Origin of the sequence: Hyphomonas sp. NPDC076881, from assembly GCF_050269995.1 — a bacterium.
Lineage (GTDB): Bacteria > Pseudomonadota > Alphaproteobacteria > Caulobacterales > Hyphomonadaceae > Hyphomonas.
Map to the genome: position 1 here is coordinate 30398 of NZ_JBNNJJ010000011.1, position 18677 is coordinate 49074.

Here is an 18677-nt window from a genome sequence, read left to right on the forward strand (position 1 = left end):
GGGTTAACCTTGCTTCAGGCTGTTAGCCTGTTTCGGGCGCGAAAGTAAGAACTGGTCTACAAACAGGAGAATCGCCCCGACGGTGATGGCCGCGTCAGCCACGTTGAAGACCCAGGGGAAGTAACCGAGCGTGAGCTCGTTTACATCAACGAAATCAACCACCGCACCAAAGCGCACCCGGTCAATCAGATTGCCGATGGCGCCGCCGACAACAAGCGCAAGAGAGGCTTTCAGCCAGCGCCCTTCGGCGCGCAGCAGCCAGAAGAAGAAGCCGATGGCGATGGCTGCCATGACGCCCGCCAGCACCCAGCGCATGATGCCTTCAGACTGGAGGAGGCCATAGCTCATGCCCCGGTTCCAGACCATCGAGAGATCCACAGGCCCGGGAACCACGATTTTGCCGCAGAGACGCCCATCAGAAAGGCAGGAGAGCCCGTTCAGGCGTGGCTCCGCCAGGATCAGCCATTTCGTCACCTGATCGAACAGGACAACGAGCGGAATCACCGCGAAGGGCCAGATTGTCTGCGGCGAAAGTTTCATGGGGGTGAGATTGCAGAGGCTGGCAGGCGGATCAAGCGCTTCTGTGCAGGGGGAAGGGGCGGAAGACCCTCACCTCCCACGGCCTTTGGCCGCGGGCCCCTCCACTCCCACTTCGCGGGAGAGGGGCTTAGCGTTGCGCTCGAGGCGAAGTCCAAACCCCTCTCCCTCTGGGAGAGGAGGGGCCCATTGCGCAGCAATGGGAGGTGAGGGTCTTCCCTGCTCCTACCCGGCCACCTTGTCCCAGGCTTTCACCGCCAGGGCGTCGCGGGGGGTGATGTCCGGGAAGGCCGGGTCTGCCGTGGCGGGGTCGAAATATTTCCAGCTGCGGCGGCATTTGATGCCGCTGGCCTTTTCCGGAACGACCCAGATGCCGGGGGCATCGGGCAGCGTGAAGGCGCCGGAGGGGCCTTCGGCGGCCAGAACCAGATCTGCGCCGGAGGTGATGAAGATGTCAGCCGCGCTTTCGCCCTCGAAGGCGTCGATCAGCGCCTTGTCGGCGATGATGACTTTCGGGGCCGCTTCCAGCGAGGCGCCGATGCGTTTCTCGCGGCGTTCGACCTCCAGCGCGCCGGTGACGACGCGGCGGACGGCGAAGATCTTCTCCCAGCGGGCAGCCAGCTGCGGCGCGAGCCAGCCCTCGGGCGTGGCGGGGAATTGCAGCAGGTGGACCGAGGGGGCTGCGCCCTTGAGGTGGCTTTCGCCGAAGGCTTCGTCCGTGGTGAACGGCATGACCGGGGCGAGCCATGTGAGAAGGCGTTCCATGACGAGCGCCATGACGGTGCGCACCGCGCGGCGGCGGTTGCCCCACTCTGCGGTGGCCGCGTCCCAGCCGGCCGCGGTGGCGAAGGCCGGATCACAGTAGAGGGCGTCCTTGCGGATGTCGAAATAAACGGCCGAGAGCTCGACGTTCACGAAGTTCACGATCTGCGTCATCGCGCGCTTGAAGTCGAACACGCGGAAGGCGCCGCGCACGTCGCGGTCAAGCTCTGCGAGGCGATGGAGCACGAAGCGCTCAAGGCCCGGCATATCGCTGGCAGGCAGGGCTTCCGCCTCCGTATACCCATCAAGGGCGCCGAGGAGATAGCGCAGCGTGTTGCGCAGCTTGCGGTAGGTTTCGACCGTGCCCTTGATGATCTCGTCGGAGATGCGGGTGTCGTCCCAATAGTCTGCCGAGGCAGTCCAGATACGGAGGATTTCGATGCCATACTGTTTCTGAAACTCGTCCGGCTCGATCGTGTTGCCGATCGATTTGGACATCTTCTTGCCTTCGGCGTCCACGACCATGCCATGGGTGACGACCTTCTTGTAAGGCGCCATGCCGCGCGTGGCGCAGCTTTCCAGCAAGGAGGACTGGAACCAGCCGCGATGCTGGTCGGAGCCTTCCATGTAAACGTCCGCCTGCCCCTTGGCGTTATCGATGATGCCGCGCTTGCGCAGGGCGAAGGCGTGCGTCGTTCCAGAATCGAACCACACATCCAGAACGTCCGTCACCTTCTCCCAGCCTTCGGGGGAGACGCCGGTGCCTTCGAAGAAGTCAGTGTCCGGCGTGGCGAACCATCCGTCTACGCCGGTTTTCTCGATGGCGGCCTTGATGTTTGCGTTGAGCTTGTCAGCCTGCTCCTTGCTGAGCGCGGCCGTGTGCGGCTCGCCCTTGGCGTTGACGAAGAGGGTGATCGGCACGCCCCAGTTGCGCTGGCGCGAGATCAGCCAGTCTGGGCGGCCTTCCACCATCGCCTGAAGGCGGTTGCGGCCCGTGGGCGGGAAGAATTCGGTGTCGGCGATGCCTTTCAGAGCCAGCTCGCGCAGCGTCTTGCCGCCATGCACGGGCTTGTCCATCGCGATGAACCATTGCGGCGTCGCGCGGCGGATGACCGGAGCCTTCGAGCGCCAGGAATGCGCGTCGCGAATGGTGGTGATGCCGCGCGCCAGCAGGTTTCCGGACTCGGCGAGCAGGCGGATCACTTCCTGATTGGCCTTGCCCGCCTCACCGCGCTTCTTGCCGGAAGTGACGATGATTTCGAGGCCCGCGAGCGGGGCCGGAACTTCGTCCGTGTACTTGCCATCGGCATCGACGATCTGGCGGATCGACATATCCACAGCATCTGTGCGAAACGGCGGCAGAGGCTCACCGCCAAAAAGTTTGTGGGCATTCTCACGACCTTTTTGCCCCGTTTGCCAAACCTCGTAGTCGTCCTCACCGTGAGCAGGCGCTGTGTGAACAAAGCCAGTGCCTGCATCAGAAGTGACATGATTGCCGGCCAACAGACCAACAGGGAAATCGAAGAAACCAGCTTCCCATTCAGAGCTAGCTTCATCATCCGCCCAACCAGGATTGGAAAGAGGGTGCTTGCAATAAAGAATTGTCTTGGGGTCGATAGGCCGAACCCTGCGATACTCCTTCACCTTGGCTGAATCAAACACACTTGCTGCAAGAGAATCAGCCACTATCAGCTTGTCGCCTGCCTTGGCGTAGGGGTCAGAGGGCCAATTAAGCTCTTCTTTGCTATAGGCAGAAAGCACCTCATATAATGAGTACTCAATATTAGGACTGTAGGCGATGGCTTGGTTTGCGGGGATGGTCCAAGGCGTCGTCGTCCAAATGACGATTGATGCATTGCGCAGGTCATTGTTGCTCCTCCAGACCATTTGCGCACGATCTTCGACTTTGCCGTTGACGGAGTATTGCTCTCGAATCGCTAGCACAGGAAACTTCACCCACACCACCGGAACCTTCCGGTCGTGGTATTCCACTTCGGCTTCTGCAAGCGCCGTGCGTTCCACGGGGCTCCACATGATCGGCTTGGCGCCGCGCACGAGGCCGCCTTTCATCGCCATGTCGAGGAATTCCGAAACGATCATCGCTTCGCTCTCGAAGGCCATCGTCAGGTAGGGATTATCCCATTCCCCTTCGATGCCCAGGGCGCGGAATTCGGCTTTCTGCACGCCCACCCAATGCTCGGCATAGGCGCGGCAGGCGGCGCGGAATTCAGCCGGGGGCACGCTGTCCTTCGGGCGGTTCTTGGAGCGGAACTCCTCCTCCACCTTCCATTCGATGGGCAGGCCGTGACAGTCCCAGCCCGGCAGGTAGGAGGCGTCAAAGCCCTGCATCTGGTGGGAGCGGACGATGATGTCCTTGATGATCTTGTTCAGCGCCGTGCCGAGGTGGATGTGGCCGTTCGCATAGGGCGGGCCGTCATGCAGGATGAAGGGATCGCGGCCCTTTGCGTCCGCGCGCAGCTTTTCATAGAGGCCGAGGCCGTCCCAGCGCTTGATCCATTCAGGCTCTGCCTTGGGCAGGCCCGCGCGCATGGGGAACTCGGTTTTCGGCAGGAACAGGGTGTCGCGGTAATCGCGTTCAGGGGCGGTCGAGTCGGTCATGATGTCTGGTCGATCAGATGGGGGCAGCGGAGGCACCGGTTGAAATCATTGGGGCAAACGAACTTTACCCGGCCACCGCTGAAACAAGGGTTCAGACGGCGGCCGGGCCGCTAATTCGTATGATTTTGCGGGCCCGAGCCTTTTCCATGGTCCGGGCGGTTAGCATGAACGGGCGGGGGCTGTCACCCCTGCCGGCGCGGGCTCACCAATCGCCGTAATCGTCTTCATAGCCGGTGGCATAGTCGCCGACTTCCCAGACAAAGTCAGCCACATCCATCGCAATCGACAGGGCGTTTGTGAGGTTGTCCTTGATGTTTTCCATCGTCATGCCGCCGTCAAGGATGACATAGCGGGTGATGATGAGGCTGGAGCCCTCCTGGCCCACAATGCCGTCAAGGGCGACCGAAACCGGGTTCCAGGCGAGATTTGCCGCGTTCAGCTTCTCATAGGTCACCATCTCGTCGCCGTCATAGCGGACATTGATGTTGATCCCGAGGCAGCCGGGGCGGACTTGGTTTTCACAGACAGCACCGTCCACGTGATAGATGAGGCCATCCGGGGTGATGCCTGTGACGGAGTTCACCCCCGCATCCCCGACGCTATCAATGGTATGGCCTGCATCAGCCACGATGGCCTTCAGATCGGCCAGGAACACCGAACGGACCATCCGGTCATCGCGGGCGAGGCTGACATCCGCTGAGAGATCGCCCTGCGCCAAGGCCGGCGCGGCGATAAAGGCCGCGAGGGCCAGAGTGGAGATAATACGGCGCAAAGTGTCCTCCTGTGTGCGTCCCAACAACAGCAGACTGCGCGCGTTTGCAGGCGCTGTGTAGGGGGCACCCTCGGCGCAAATTACGGAAAATTTATGGTGCATCCGGGGGTTACCCGGCCTGCTGCCTCAGGTCACCCGGCCCCGCCTTTCAGCGGCGGGTGGCGAGGATTTCCTTGGCCAGTTCGGCATCCCTGTGCATCTGCTCGATCATCGCGTCCAGCGAGGGGAATTTCAGTTCCGGGCGCTGATAGGCGATGAGTTGAACCTCGACGCGCTGTCCGTAGATCTCGCGGTTAAAGTCGAAGATGAAGGTTTCCAGTAGCGGGTCGCGCAGGCCGGTAGTCGGTGTACGGCCGAAATTGGCCACGCCGTCGCGCCACTCGCTTTCCCCCTCGATCCGCAGGCGGACGGCATAGACGCCCATCTTCGGGTGGATGAGATCGCCCAGCGCCATGTTGGCCGTAGGGAAACCGAAAGTGCGGCCGTTCTTCTCGCCCGGCTCGATGATGCCATCGGCAATCCAGGGGCCGCCCAGCAGGTCTGCGGCCACTTCCGGCTCGCCCGCCATCAGGGCCTGGCGGATGGCCGTGGACGAGGCCTTGCCGCCATGGCCGGACACTTCCTCAACGATGGTAACGCCAAACCCAAGCGCGCGGCCAAGGCTGGCGAGGCGCTGGGCATGGCCCATCCGCCCCCGGCCGAAGCGGTAGTCAAAGCCGACGGAGACATGCGACACGCCCAGCCCGTCCACCAGCACCTGGCGGACAAAGCCTTCATCGGTCATCGCCGCCATCTCGCCATTGAAGGGCAGCTCGAACACATCGGAAGCGCCGGCAGCGAGGATCAGGTCGTTGCGCCGCTCTGGCCGCAGGATGCGGAAAGGCGGGTCGCCGGGGCGGAAATAGGCGCGCGGGGGCGGTTCGAAGGTCGCCACCGAAAAGCTGCCATGGCCGGCAATGCGCGCCGCGTCCATCACGGCGCGGTGGCCGGCATGCAGGCCATCAAAATTGCCAAGCGCGATCGACGCGCCCCGCGCCGTTTCCGGCAGCCCGCGATATTCGGCAAAGACTGCCATCACTTCTCCCGGCTGGGGGCCACCACGTCGGCTTCCCCAGTGATGACGCGCTTGCCTTCGACAATGCATTCGACCTTCAGCGTAACGCGGTTGCCGCGGTCCTGCTTCTCGGCCACTTCGGCGCGCACGGTCACCGTGTCGCCGATATGAACCGGGCGCTTGAAGCGCATGGAGAGGCCGACAAAGATTGCGCCGGGGCCGGGCAGATTGTTGCCCAGGATGCCGGAGATATAGCTTGCCGTCAGCGCGCCATGGGCGATGCGCTTGCCGAAGATCGTCTTGGCGGCGAACTCGTCGGACATGTGCAGCGGGTTATAGTCGCCCGAAACCTCTGCGAAACGCTGGATGTCGTTCTCCGTGATCGTGTGCACCGTCTCGTGCGCCTGGCCGATCTGGAGGTCTTCATATTTGTAACCGGTGAACTGGGTCATGCGGCCGGATTACTCCCTGATTCTGTGTCCTGAAGTGCGTTACACGGGGCAGAAGCCGCCGTCACCCCTGCTCGCCTGCGAGGCGCTGCGGTGCCCAGGGTTTGCTTACCATCTGAGCCCTGTCATCGCATAAGTGGCCATTTCCCCGTAATCGGCCAGCAGATCGGTCACTTCTGCTTCAAAATCAGCGCCATGCTGCTTGAGGCCGGTGCCGACATAGAGGCTGTCAAAGCCCTGGGTGCGGGCGCCGCGCACATCGGTGGCGGGGCTGTCGCCGATGCACAGGATATTGCGCGCCGGGGCGCCCATGGCGGCCACCCGTTCCAGCGCCAGCCGGTAGATCGGCGCATAGGGCTTGCCGGGATAGATCACCTGCCCGCCCAGATCCTCGTAAACATCGGCCAGCGCGCCGGCGCACCAGTAGAGCTTGCCGCCCACGCGCACCTGCTTGTCCGGATTGGCGCACAGCATCGGCAAGCCCTGCGCCACGCCTTCGCGCAGCTCTGCGCGGTAGTCCTCCGGCTGGTCGTTCGCCATGTCGCGCAGGCCGATGCACAGCAAGAGATCGGCGCCCGCATCATCCTGAAACTTCAGGTCGAGGCCTTCGTAAAGGTGGCGGTCATGCTCCCAGCCTTCATCCCCGCCGAGGCGCCAGACGGTCTGGCCGGGGCGCTGGGCGAGTTCATAGCGGGTTGCGTCCCCCGAGGAGACGCAGGCGTCAAAGGCCCCGCCCGGCACGCCGAGCGGCTCAAAATAGCGCACAACCTGGGCCTCGGGCACCGGCGCATTGGTGATCAGGCACACCCGGCCGCCGCCCGCACGGAACTTCACCAGCGCGTCGCACGCCTCTGTGAAGGCGGCGCGGCCATTATGGATCACGCCCCACACATCGCAGAGGATGGTGTCATAGCGGCTGGCGAGACCGGCAAGGCCGGGCGGGAAAAGCGGAGCTGTCATGGCCTAGCGAGCTAGGCCGGGCACGCGGCCGGGTCAATTCCCGATGCCACACGCACTCGCCGGCAGCGGGCTCAGCGCCCAGAGCGTGGCTGTGGGGATAGATACGGCCTGCGGCAGAAAACAGCCCCTCAGGCGCCAGCTTGCACCGGGGGAGTCCTCGCTCATCAGGGCGGGATCATACTCGCAGCTCAGAAGGCTTGCCGGATTGGCCGACGGCGTGCCGAGTTCGGCATTGATCAGCATGTGATAGGAGCCTGTTGGCAACGAAACCGCGCCCGCCTCCACCACCCCGAAATCACAGCTCTCGGCGAGGACGTAGGTGCCGTCAGGCTGACGGATCGAGGGGGTCAGCGGCGGCAGAAGCGTCAGATCAAGCAGCAGCGGGACGCCCTCCTGAATGGGATCGAGCACCGAGGGGGGCAGACCCTCGCTGGGTGCGTGGGGCAGCGTCGCCGTCAGCGCCACGAAATGCGCCGGGGGTGCCGGCGCGGGCGCCGCAAGCGTCACGGGCTGCGGCGGCGGCGCCCCTTCCGGCGCATACACACAGGCCACCGCCAGAGCGGGCAGGATAGCAGAGATAACAGCAAAAACCCGGCGCATGGCGTCCCTCCACATGGCGTCCACCCTCAGGGAGCCTCCAAATCCCGGCGAAATCAAGACGGGCCCCGTGGGCAGGCACGCGGAAGGCCCTTGCCCAACGGATTTGATTATGTTAGTGAGCGCTCACTATTTTTGGAGCAAGCCCATGTCCATCATCCGCCTCGATCTCTCCGCGCTGCAGGCCACCGCTCAGATCACGCCGGAGGAAGCCGCCCGGCTCACCGCGCTGGCCCTGCCAGACCGGCGGGGCAGCCTGGCGGTCAACCTGCTCCTGATCTTCGGGGCCATCGCCGTTTCGGTGGCGGCTATCGCCCTGGTGCCCAATGCGGCAACCGGCCTGCTCTTGGCGCTCGGCGCGCTGGCGGGGGCAGAAGGGCTACGCCGCCTGATGACCGGCGAGAGCTTCACGCTGCTGGGAACGGCGCTCGCCCTTATGGGCACGCTGGGCCTGGCCGGCTGGGTCGGCTGGGAGTTCCGCGAGACCCACCCAACCCAGCCCGCCCTGCTGATCACCTTCCTCCTTACGGCAGGCGCGATCTGGTATCGCTCGGCCTTCCTGGCCGCGCTCGCCGTGGTCGCCCTCGGGGCGGTCTTCGGCTCGGGCACAGGCTACTGGCATGCCAGCTACGCCCTCTTCGTCGAGGAACCGACGCTGACGATTGCCGTCTTCGGCCTGCTCACCGCCGGGCTCTACCGGCTGCGCGGGCATGTCCCGGAAAGCTGGTCCAATCTGATCACGGTCGCGGCCCGTACCAGTCTGATCCTGGTTCACTTTGCCTTCTGGGTCGGCTCGCTCTGGGGCGATGTTCTGGGCGGTGCACGATGGGCTTATGAAGACACCGCCCAGCCCGTCTTCGGCCTTGCGCCCTGGATCTTCGCCATTGGCTGGGCCGCCCTGTCGCTCACCCTGGCCTTCATGGCCCGCCGCGGCGGCTTCCTCTCGGTCAGCGCCGTCGTCTTTCTGGCGATCCACGGCTACACGCAATACTTCGAAACCTTCGGCGCCGAGCCGCTTAGCCTGCTGATCGCCGGCCTTGTCCTTGTTGGCCTCGCCATCGCGGCCGCCCGGTTCGTCCGGGCCCGGCCAGGGGCTTAGCTCTGCCGGATGAATTTGGAGAAGGTGTGGATCAGGTCGCGCGGCGCATCGGCGGTCATCAGACTGTCCACGGGGTCGTCGCGCCTGAGCACCATTGTCCCGTTATGTGCGTTTTTGTCCACGCGGAAGTAGTTCATTGACCAGCGCGGGAAGGCCCTCGTCTCCGCCTTCTCGGCAAGGATGCGCACGATACCGGTATGGCGTTTGTCCTTCAGGATACGGTCGTAAATATCCTCAACCTCTGCACGCGGACCTTCGATCAGCTGCATGAAGTTCTCCCCGTGATGCACGAGGTATCCGGTGATGTACCGCTCCTCATTATTGGACTGGGATGCGTTGAGAACATTCAACATATCCTCCTCCGACAATCCGGGGCGAGCGGTGCTCACATAGATAAGGCGAAACAGATCATTGCTCATGCAGATAGAACGAATGGGTCTACGGTCTGGTTCCCACAAAGAAGCGGCAACAGCCGGTTGCAAACAATCCCCCATGCTGCTCTCGCGACGCGGGCGCCGGCGCCCCCTTGACTTCCCCAAGGGTCGCGGGCTCAGCAAACCCTCAGGAAAAACAAGGGATAATGGAGACCACAGATGACCCCGCGCGATCTTGAAGGCCGCACTGCCCTGGTAACTGGCTCAGCCACCGGCCTTGGCCGCTCCATTGCCCTGAAACTCGCCGAGCGCGGGGCCAGCGTCATCATCAACTGTACCAAATCCGTCGCTGACGGAGAGGCCACCGTGGCCGATTGCCAGGCCGCCGGCGCCCAGGCGCGCCTCGTCCAGGCCGATGTCTCCACCGATGAGGGCTGCCAGAAGCTGGCCGATGCCGCCGCCCAGGCGGGCCGGCTCGATATTCTCGTTAACAATGCCGGCATCACCAAACATGCCCGCGACCACAGCGACCTTGATGCGCTGAGCCGCGAGGATTTCCTGCATCTCTATTCGGTCAATGTCGCCGGCCCTTTCATTTTGCTTCAAAAAACCAAGGACTTGCTGGTCGAGGCGCACCGCCAGACCGGCCGGGCTTCGGCTGTGCTGAACATTTCCTCCATTGCCGGTGTGGCGGGGGTAGGTTCCTCCGTGGCCTATGCCGCCTCCAAGGGCGCCTTCAATACGATGACCATCAGCCTCGCCCGGGCACTCGCCCCGGCCATCCGCGTTAACGCCGTCTGCCCCGGCTTCATCGGCACACGCTGGTTCAAGGATACGATGAGCGAGGAACAATACAGGAAGATGGAGGCCGGCGTCGCCGCCTCCGTGCCCCTCAATGCCGCCTCTGGCCCGGATGACATTGCGGACTCAGCGCTGTTTCTCGTTACCGACGCTTCCCGTCATGTAACGGGCGAAACCCTGCTGGTGGATGCCGGTATGCATCTTGGATATGCCCCGCTGAAGGCACGCTGACTCGGGCACTGCCTGATTTCTGGACGCTGCGCCGCACAATTGTGAGGCATGGACGGCACCGCCTGCCCAAATTCGGTGCGATCAAACGCCTCTCTTGCGTGTTCGCGTGGCGGCAGCATCGGCAAGCCGGGGAAAGACCGGCAACTTCGTTCGTGGCGCTCAAGCGGGAGCGTGATCACAAGACGGGGTTAACACGCATGCGTATGAAGTTTTATCAGGCGGGTGTCGCACTTGCTGCCATGATGGCAGCAGCGGGCACCGCAAGTGCCCAAGGCGAATTTTCGGGCAACGTCGCTCTGTCGTCGGACTATGTCTGGCGCGGCGTTTCGCAGTCGAACGGCGACCTCGCCATCTCCGGCGGCTTCGACTACACTAACGGCATGTTCTATGCTGGCACCTGGGCGTCCAGCATCGATTTCGACAGCGATTCCGATGCCAATGTCGAACTGGACTTCTATGGCGGTCTGGCCGGCGAACTGTCCAACGGCATCAGCTGGGACGTGGGCGTCATCTACTACACCTATCCGGACACGGAAGATGACGATCTCGACTTTGTCGAACTGAAAGGTGCCCTCGGCTATTCTTTCGAAAGCGGCCTGTCGGTCGGCGGCGAAGCCTATTACGACATCGACAACGAGAACATCTATCTCGCCGCCACAACCGGCTACTCGTTCACGGATGCCTTCTCGGTCGACGCCAGCATCGGCAACTACCAGTTCGACGAGGGTGACGACTACACCAACTGGTCGCTCGGCGGCACCTACTCGGCCTATGGCTTCGGCTTCGACCTGCGCTACTGGGATACCGACATCGACGGCTCCGATCTGGCTGACGAGCGCGTCGTGTTCACCATCTCGCGCTCCATGTAATCTGCCTGAAGGCTCAGAATACCGGGCCTGAAATCTCAAACCGCGTGTGGGCCTACCCGGATTCCACACGCGGTTTTCTTTTTGCCCGGTTTTTGCGCAGGGGTAGAACCGCCCCAAAAGGCGGTTTATAGGCATGATCTTTCCTTAAGGAGAGGCACATGCGAATTGGTGTTCCAACCGAAGTCAAAAAGCAGGAATCCCGTGTCGGCCTGACACCTGAAAGCGTTGGCGAACTCGTTCGCGCTGGCCACCAGGTGAACATCCAGGCTGGCGCGGGAGTGGCATCCGGCTTTGCTGATGAAGCCTACACCGCCATCGGCGCGTCCATCCTGCCCGATGCCGGCGCCGTTTTCGGCGAGAGCGAACTGATCGTGAAGGTGAAGGAGCCCCAGCCGGAAGAAACCGCGCGCCTCACCAAGGATCACACCCTTTTCACCTATCTCCACCTTGCCCCCGATCCGGTGCAGGCCAAGGGCCTGATGGAATCGGGCTGCCTCGCCATTGCTTATGAAACCGTGACGGATGCGCGCGGCGGCCTGCCGCTGCTGCGCCCGATGAGCCAGGTGGCCGGGCGCATGTCGATGCAGGTGGCCGCCGGCGCGCTGATGCGCACGAAGGGCCGGGGCCGCGGCATTCTGCTGGGCGGCGTGCCCGGCGTTGCCCCCGCCAAGGTCGTCATCATCGGCGGCGGTGTCTCGGGCACCCATGCGGCGGAGATTGCCGTGGGCATGCGGGCCGACGTCTGGATCTTCGACCGCAACAATGACCGCCTCGGCGAACTTGACGAACAGTTCCGGGGTACGGTCAACACGATGTACTCCACCACGCACTCCCTGGCCGAAGCGATCAAGGATGCAGACCTTGTGATCGGCGCGGTGCTGATCCCCGGCGCGTCGGCACCCAAGCTGGTCAGCCGTGAGCAGCTTTCCACCATGCAGCCCGGCTCGGTGCTGGTCGACATCGCGATTGATCAGGGCGGGTGTTTCGAGACAAGCCGTCCGACCACGCACGATGATCCCATCTATGAGGTGGACGGCATCCTGCACTATTGCGTGGCCAACATGCCCGGCGCGGTGCCGCGCACCTCCACCTATGCGCTGAACAATGCCACGCTGCCTTTCGTGATGCAGATTGCCAATCGCGGCGCGCGCGCAGCGATCAATGCCAACAAGCATCTGGCCAATGGCCTGACGGTGGATCAGGGCACCATCGCGCATAAGCTCGTCGCGCGTGATCTGGGCGAGAAATATGTGCGGCCCGACTGGCTTACCGTCGTCTGATCATCAGCCGCCTGCAAAAACAAAAAGACCCCGGACGCTTCTGTCCGGGGTCTTTCTTTTGCGCTGGCAGGAGCCTTTGCCAGCGGCAGAAGCTTATTGCTTGACCACGGTGCCGCGGGCCATCACGAAGTTCACGGATTTGAGAACCTTGATGTCCGCCAGCGGATCACCTTTTACGGCGATGATGTCGGCGCTCTTGCCCGGCTCCAGGGTGCCGGTAATATCCGACACGCCAAGCAGGTCTGCCGCGTTGACGGTGGCGGCCTCGATGGCTTCCATCGGCGTCAGGCCGAAGCGGACCAGCAGTTCGAACTCATCGGCATTGCGGCCATGCTTGGACACGCCAGCGTCGGTTCCAAAGGCAATCGGGACGCCTTTCGGGTGCAGCACTTCAAGGCTCTTTCCGGTGATGCCGATGCGCCAGTCGATCTTGGCGCGCACATCGGGCTCATAGGCGTCGGGATTGGCTTCAATCCGCTCGATATATCCGTTCACGGTTGAAAGCGTCGGCACGTAATAGGCGCCGGATGCCACGAAGGCCTCAATGGTTTCCGGATCAAGGATGGTGCCATGCTCGATGGAGTCGACGCCCGCTTCCAGCGCGATGCGGATGCCGTCTGCGCCGTGGGCGTGGGCGGCCACTTTCTTGCCGAACAGCTTGGCCGTGGCGACGATGGCATCGGCCTCGTCCTCGAACATCTGCTTGCCAAGGCCCGCGCCGATGCGGCTGTTGACCCCGCCGGTCGTCGCCAGCTTGATCACGTCCGCCCCGCGCGCCACCTGCAGGCGCACAGCGCGGCGGCAGTCTTCCGCGCCGTCACAGGTGTTGCCTTCAGCCTTGAAGAAGGGGCGCAGATCGTCCCGGAAGCCCAGCGACCCGTCCATATGGCCGGAGGAAACGGAAATAGAGGCGGCCGAATCGAGGATGCGCGGTCCCATGATCTGGCCATCCTTGACGGCATCACGCAGGGCCATCACGGCCCCGTCGCCATCGCCGAGATTGCGCACGGTGGTGAAACCGGCATTCAATGTCTTCATGCCATTGGTCCAGGCATCGAAGGCCTGGGCGGCCGGGGAAAGGGTCACGCCTTCCAGCTGGCCGGCAATGCCGCCAGTGTCGGAGGTCAGGTGAACATGGCTGTCGATCAGGCCGGGCAGCACGAAGCTGTCCTTCAGATCAATCACGCGCACCGAACGGTTGGGCGCAGCCTTGTGGCCATTCTCCAGGGAGACGATCTTGCCATCGGTGACCGTGATCGTGGTCGCCCCGCGCACCGGATTGCCCGGCACATCCAGCACCTTACCGGCATGGATGATGACAGTTTCAGCTGCTGCCGGGAATGCAGCCGCCACGGCAAAAGCCGCGATGGCGGCGGTGCGCAGGAAGCGCCTTGATAGGGTCATTGGATAAGTCCTCCCAGGATCAACAGATTTGACATAACTCTTATAAGACGCACGCGGCGAGAAAAACCTCATCGTCGCGCCCATGTGGGCTACACTGATGCCAGATAAGGGAGGCCTACATGATCGAACTCATCATCGACAAGCGCACGCGAGACCTCGGCGGCGGCTTTGAAGTGGGCCGCGTGCTGCCCTTCGCCAAACGGCGGATGGTCGGCCCGTTTATCTTCTTCGACCAGATGGGCCCTGTGGATTTCGCCCCCGGCATCCCGCGCGAACTGGATGTGCGGCCCCACCCGCATATCGGCCTTTCGACGGTCACCTATCTCTATTCCGGCGCAATGACCCATCGCGACAGCCTTGGTTTCAAACAGGAAATCCAGCCGGGCGCCGTCAACTGGATGACCTCCGGCAAGGGCATCACGCATTCCGAACGTCTCGAATATGCCCGGATGAACGGCGCTCATATGCACGGCATCCAGGCTTGGGTGGCCCTGCCGAAGGAGGACGAGGAAATCGATCCCGGCTTCTGGCATCACCCCGCTGACACCCTGCCCGTCTGGAATGAGGCGGGCCTCAAGGGCCGCCTTATTGCCGGCAAGGCAGAAGGTCTCGACGCGCGCGTAAACACCCGGTCCCCGATGTTCTACATGCATTGGGACATGGAGAAGGGCACCCGCCGCAAAGTGCCGGATGAATATCCTGAGCGCGCGGTCTATGTCGCCAGCGGCAGCGCGGACGTGGCCGGCCAGAAGATCGGCGCGGGCCAGATGGCCGTGCTCGGCAAGGGCGACGTCGTGGTGACTGCAGATGAAGCGTCAACCGTGATGGTGCTCGGCGGCGAGCCAGTCGGCGAACGCTTCATCTTCTGGAACTTCGTGTCTTCGTCCAAGGAACGCCTGGAACAGGCCAAGGAAGACTGGAAACAGGGCCGGATGAAGCTGCCCGATGGCGATGAGCAGGAGTTCACGCCCCTGCCCGAGGGCTGACCTCAGGCAGCGCGGCCGGAATGCGGGCGGGCCAGCGCTTCGGCGTCGCCCTGCTTGGTCGAGGTGGCGTTGGTGTTGAACTTCAGGATGTACACGATCGATCCGTTACGCGCCTCGCGCATTTCGATCTGTCCACCGATGGTCTGCATCAGCGCGCGCCAGACGAGCCGGTTCTCAGAGCTTTCTGACAGATAATCCTCGGTCAGTTCCGATTGCAGCGTGCCATTGGCCAGTTTTGCCGCCTCGACGGACACCCAGCCCTGCTCACCGCGCACCCCGCAGCGCACGCGCAGCGATCCACCGCCCCGGCACACCTGGCCCAGTTCGAGCAGAACCGCCGAGAATACCCGCGACAGCACACGGGCCGCCTTGGCGCTGTCGATCATCGCATCCTGACCGCTGGGTTCGTCAATCTCCACGCCGAGTGTGGTGATCGCCGAATGCTTCTGCGTGATCACCTGCGCCAGCGTCGTTTTCAGCGAGACGTCAGCCCCGTCGACCACACTGTCGCCGCCCTGCGTGATGGAGAGCACCTCGTCCACGAGGCTCAGCGCCTGGTCAGCGAAGCTCACCATCTTGTCACCGGCAAGGCGGATCTCTTTGTCATCAAAAGGAATATTGCTGCGGGTTTCAAAGCGCGAGGCAATCGTGCGCAGGGTGCGCAGCGGCAGACGCAGTTCGCGCGTCACCGAGCCCACAAAGCGCTCCACAGCCAGACGGGCTTCTTCGGCATCGCGGCGGGCTTCATCCGCCTCCTGACGAAGTTCGTCCATCTTGGAAACATCGGTGTGGATGATCACGCGGCCGCCGGAACTGGTCGGCACGCAGGACCGCATCACGCCGCCAACATCGGCCAGCTTGCGCATATCCGTTCCCGGACGGAAATCTGACTTGTCCAGCCCCTTGGGGAACCAGCGCTGGTGAACAGCGTTCTGGATGATCACATTGCCGGCCGCATCATAGATGGCGAACGCTTCAGGGATCGCGGTCACAGCGTCCAGGAGCTGTTCATGGTTCTGCGCAGCGAGGCGCTTGGCCTCCATCTCCATCAGCAGATTGCGATAGGCGTTGAGGCTGGCGAAGGCCGAGGCCAGCGTCAGCACAAGGCCGAGCACCACGATCGTGGCCGGCAGGCCCACGGGCGCCAGGAAAAATCCGACAGTTGCCGTGGTTGCCGCGCCGAGCAGGAAGCGGGCCGCCACGTTCGCCACCGGCGAAACAACGGCCACCACGCCGGCGCACATGCCAAACACAATGGCAAACATCGACACCTTGAGGCCGACATCACCCGTCGGCGCCAGAATGACACAAAGGCCCCACCAGGCACCGACCACACCGGTGGCCACTTCAGCGCGGCGCAGGAAGCGGCCGCGAACGGGGCGCGCAGGCGAACGGTCCCAGCGGCTACGGCTCCAGGCGATCTGCGAAATCGCAAACACCCAGACCGGAATCATCCAGCCAAACAGCAGCACCGTATTTGTTTCGCCATACAGCGTGAACACGACCGCAGCAGAGTTCACGATGTTGATAAAGCCCATCACCGTCAGTAGTGACACCAGACGATGGTGCATATAGGCAGGGACATCAGGCGTCTCACGGCGCTTGAATCTCCCGACCCCAATGAGCGGGAAAAGTATAACGTCTGACAGGCCTATCGACATCTTCATGCGAGCGTTACTAACAGGACATGATGAAGATCGGTTTTTCCCGAAGCGTGCGACCTTCACGGTCGTGTTAACCGAAGAATAACTATCTATGAGCCTGCCGGATCGAACTTCCCTGGCGATTGTCGGCGCAGGCCCCGGCGGGCTGACGCTCGCGCAATATCTGCGGCTCACAGGTTATTCACAGGTCACCCTGATCGAACAGGCAGGCCGCCTCGGCGGAAAGTCCGACAGTATGGACCTTGGCGACCTGATTGCCGAGATGGGCACCTGCTATGCCACAGGCGCGTATAAGGACGTGCTGAAATGGATGCGCCGCCAGCGCAAGCCTTTCCGCCTGCTCCGGCGCACAACGGTCGATGGCGCCGGCATGCGCGATTATGTGAACGAAGCCCCCGGCGCCTCCCTGCCTCAGCAAGTGATGATCTATCTGGCACGCCGCCAGAACCTGCTCGGCCGGCTGAAGAAAAACCCCGATGATCCCCGCGCGCTGGCCGAGGCGGCCATGTCTGCCGAAGACTGGCTGACCGAGCAGAAGCTGCCGAAGATCATGCGCATGATGTACCGCGCGGTGACGGCGCTGGGCTATGGCTATCTGAATGAAGTGTCGATCTATCAGGCGATGATGTGGGTAGACCATCACGCCATCATCAGCGGCGCCACCGGCAAGCTGATCATGCCCTCCCAGGGCTGGTCGAATTTCTGGGAAGTGCTGGCGGAAGATTTCGATGTGCGCCTCTCCCATCAGATCACCAAGATCGAACGTTCGCCGAAGGAAGCGCTGCTGCATTTTGCTGACGGGCAACAGCTCGCCGCCAGCGCCCTTGCCTGCACCATTCCGCTGGATGACTGGGCGCGCCTCGTCACTGATCCGACAGCGGATGAACGCGCCGTCGCCGATGCGGTGACATGGAAGGGCTATGCCACCTCGCTGATCGTTGTGGAGAACTGGTTTACCGAGGAAGACATCCGCTCCTTCTCGACGGCCTTCCTGCCGGGCTCCTATCCCGGCCAGCTGATCTCGGCGCGTTATGAAGGGCACAGCCCGGACTTCGGCGGCCATCTCTATGTCACCGGCCAGATCCCGGGCGATTATACGGTGCCGGAACTGCGCGTCTTCCTGGAGCGGGATCTGGCCGATCTCGGCGCCCGCCTGGTCAACGTGGTAAACGTCAAGAACTGGCGCTATTTCCCCCACCTCAATCTCAAGGCCATCGAAGGCGGCCTTCTTGGCCGGATGCAGGCGATGCAGGGGCAGGCCCGGTCCTGGTATTCCGGGGCGAGCTTCTCGCACGAATCGGTCGCCAATATCTCCCGCTTCAACAAGGCGCTGACCCCCAAACTGCTGTCGAGCCTCAAGCAAGGTGCCTGATCCTTCAGCGCATGACCGGCCGCCGGGACCGGTTTTTCATCACGTCCCTGCATAAATGTTATCGTGAGCCCGCAGGATCAAAGCCGCCCGGCCGCCCCCATTTTCAGCAGTGTTGAAACGACACGCCAAATGGAGGCATCCGATGTCCAATCTTCTCGTCATCAATTCCAGCGCCAATACCGGCGCTTCGGTGTCCCGCATCCTGATCGAGGAAACGGTCAGCCGGGCGCTTGAGGCGGCCCCGAACACGGCCGTTGTGCGCCGCGATCTCGGCAGCAACCCTGTGCCCCACCTGACCACCGCAAACCTTGCCGGCGTGCGCGGCACGCCCGCCACCGAAGAGGAATTTGCAGCCCGCGCCCTTTCCGACGAGCTGATTGCAGAACTGCGCGCCGCCAGCACCATCGTCATCGCCGCCCCGATGTATAACTTCTCGGTGCCAACCTCTCTGCGCGCCTGGTTCGACTTCGTGCTGCGCGCCGGTGAAACCTTCCGCTACTCCGAGGCAGGCCCGGAAGGCCTGCTGAAAGGCAAGAAGGTCATCGTGCTCACCTCGCGCGGCGGGCTCTATTCGGAAGGCCCCGGCGCGGCGGCAGATTTCCAGGAACCCTATCTGCGCCACCTGCTCGGCTTCATCGGCATTACGGATGTCACCTTCATCCATGCTGAAAAGATCGGCTATGGCCCCGAAGCGCGCGATGCCGCGATTGCCGGCGCCAAAAGCGAGATCGCCAGGGTCGCCCGCTCCTTCTCCACCGTCGCTGCCTGATCTCCCCCACCGCCGGCCACCCCTGCCGGCGCGCAGCGACGTGCGCCCGCGCTCCCGCCCCGGAGCGCGGGCGCCTTG

17 protein-coding genes are annotated in these 18677 nt (G+C 63.1%); 7 read left to right on the forward strand and 10 right to left on the reverse strand.

Annotated elements, in window-relative coordinates:
* Positions 1 to 3: 3 nt before the first annotated feature.
* The 7 genes from lspA to ACQKI2_RS13075 form a co-directional block, all read right to left on the reverse strand.
* Complete coding sequence (gene lspA / locus ACQKI2_RS13045) at positions 4 to 540, reverse strand: signal peptidase II (RefSeq protein ID WP_427380100.1); 537 nt, start codon at positions 538 to 540, stop codon at positions 4 to 6.
* 222 nt (positions 541 to 762) lie between these two features.
* Positions 763 to 3918: an isoleucine--tRNA ligase gene (gene ileS, locus ACQKI2_RS13050; protein WP_427380101.1), complete on the reverse strand. Its 3156-nt coding sequence runs from the start codon at positions 3916 to 3918 to the stop codon at positions 763 to 765.
* Positions 3919 to 4120: 202 nt separating this feature from the next.
* Positions 4121 to 4690: a YbjN domain-containing protein gene (locus ACQKI2_RS13055; RefSeq protein ID WP_035601833.1), complete on the reverse strand. Its 570-nt coding sequence runs from the start codon at positions 4688 to 4690 to the stop codon at positions 4121 to 4123.
* Positions 4691 to 4838: 148 nt separating this feature from the next.
* Positions 4839 to 5765 (reverse strand): riboflavin biosynthesis protein RibF, encoded by a 927-nt coding sequence (ribF, locus tag ACQKI2_RS13060; RefSeq protein WP_427380102.1) that lies wholly within the window; start codon positions 5763 to 5765, stop codon positions 4839 to 4841.
* Positions 5765 to 6196 (reverse strand): MaoC family dehydratase, encoded by a 432-nt coding sequence (locus ACQKI2_RS13065; protein ID WP_291049777.1) that lies wholly within the window; start codon positions 6194 to 6196, stop codon positions 5765 to 5767. Before ACQKI2_RS13065 ends, ribF begins: the two co-directional genes overlap by 1 nt.
* Before the next feature lie 105 nt (positions 6197 to 6301).
* Complete coding sequence (locus ACQKI2_RS13070; RefSeq protein WP_427380103.1) at positions 6302 to 7153, reverse strand: TIGR01459 family HAD-type hydrolase; 852 nt, start codon at positions 7151 to 7153, stop codon at positions 6302 to 6304.
* Positions 7154 to 7186: 33 nt separating this feature from the next.
* Positions 7187 to 7753 (reverse strand): hypothetical protein, encoded by a 567-nt coding sequence (locus ACQKI2_RS13075; RefSeq protein ID WP_427380104.1) that lies wholly within the window; start codon positions 7751 to 7753, stop codon positions 7187 to 7189.
* A 145-nt stretch (positions 7754 to 7898) separates the two neighbouring features.
* Between ACQKI2_RS13075 and ACQKI2_RS13080 the strand changes: the two genes are divergently transcribed.
* Positions 7899 to 8849, forward strand: a complete 951-nt coding sequence (locus ACQKI2_RS13080; RefSeq protein ID WP_427380105.1) for a hypothetical protein — start codon at positions 7899 to 7901, stop codon at positions 8847 to 8849.
* Here the strand turns inward: ACQKI2_RS13080 and ACQKI2_RS13085 are convergent.
* On the reverse strand, positions 8846 to 9268 hold the full coding sequence (locus tag ACQKI2_RS13085; RefSeq protein ID WP_427380106.1) for a BLUF domain-containing protein: 423 nt from the start codon (positions 9266 to 9268) through the stop codon (positions 8846 to 8848). The two genes, ACQKI2_RS13080 and ACQKI2_RS13085, sit on opposite strands and share 4 nt — an antisense overlap.
* 174 nt (positions 9269 to 9442) lie before the next feature.
* On the opposite strand from ACQKI2_RS13085, the gene ACQKI2_RS13090 reads away from it, so the two are divergent.
* The 3 genes from ACQKI2_RS13090 to ald all read left to right on the forward strand — a co-directional run bounded on the left by ACQKI2_RS13090 (position 9443) and on the right by ald (position 12404).
* Positions 9443 to 10255 (forward strand): SDR family NAD(P)-dependent oxidoreductase, encoded by an 813-nt coding sequence (locus tag ACQKI2_RS13090; protein ID WP_427380107.1) that lies wholly within the window; start codon positions 9443 to 9445, stop codon positions 10253 to 10255.
* A gap of 197 nt (positions 10256 to 10452) precedes the next feature.
* Positions 10453 to 11124 carry a TorF family putative porin gene (locus tag ACQKI2_RS13095; RefSeq protein WP_427380108.1) on the forward strand — a complete coding sequence of 224 codons (672 nt, stop codon included), beginning with the start codon at positions 10453 to 10455 and terminating at the stop codon, positions 11122 to 11124.
* A 158-nt stretch (positions 11125 to 11282) separates the two neighbouring features.
* On the forward strand, positions 11283 to 12404 hold the full coding sequence (ald, locus tag ACQKI2_RS13100; protein WP_427380109.1) for an alanine dehydrogenase: 1122 nt from the start codon (positions 11283 to 11285) through the stop codon (positions 12402 to 12404).
* 93 nt (positions 12405 to 12497) lie between these two features.
* Here ald and ACQKI2_RS13105 read toward each other — a convergent pair whose 3' ends face one another.
* A complete protein-coding gene (locus ACQKI2_RS13105) occupies positions 12498 to 13808 on the reverse strand; it encodes an amidohydrolase family protein (protein WP_427380110.1) in 1311 nt (436 codons plus the stop codon).
* A gap of 119 nt (positions 13809 to 13927) precedes the next feature.
* Here ACQKI2_RS13105 and ACQKI2_RS13110 point away from each other — a divergent pair, with 119 nt between their 5' ends.
* Positions 13928 to 14794 (forward strand): pirin family protein, encoded by an 867-nt coding sequence (locus tag ACQKI2_RS13110; RefSeq protein ID WP_427380111.1) that lies wholly within the window; start codon positions 13928 to 13930, stop codon positions 14792 to 14794.
* Between the two features lie 2 nt (positions 14795 to 14796).
* Here the strand turns inward: ACQKI2_RS13110 and ACQKI2_RS13115 are convergent, their stop codons facing one another.
* On the reverse strand, positions 14797 to 16365 hold the full coding sequence (locus tag ACQKI2_RS13115) for a hypothetical protein (protein WP_427380112.1): 1569 nt from the start codon (positions 16363 to 16365) through the stop codon (positions 14797 to 14799).
* A gap of 184 nt (positions 16366 to 16549) precedes the next feature.
* Between ACQKI2_RS13115 and ACQKI2_RS13120 the strand changes: the two genes are divergently transcribed.
* Together ACQKI2_RS13120 and ACQKI2_RS13125 are read left to right on the forward strand one after the other, a co-directional pair.
* Positions 16550 to 17830: an FAD-dependent oxidoreductase gene (locus ACQKI2_RS13120; protein ID WP_427380113.1), complete on the forward strand. Its 1281-nt coding sequence runs from the start codon at positions 16550 to 16552 to the stop codon at positions 17828 to 17830.
* A 142-nt stretch (positions 17831 to 17972) separates the two neighbouring features.
* Complete coding sequence (locus ACQKI2_RS13125) at positions 17973 to 18599, forward strand: FMN-dependent NADH-azoreductase (protein WP_427380114.1); 627 nt, start codon at positions 17973 to 17975, stop codon at positions 18597 to 18599.
* Positions 18600 to 18677 lie beyond the last annotated feature (78 nt).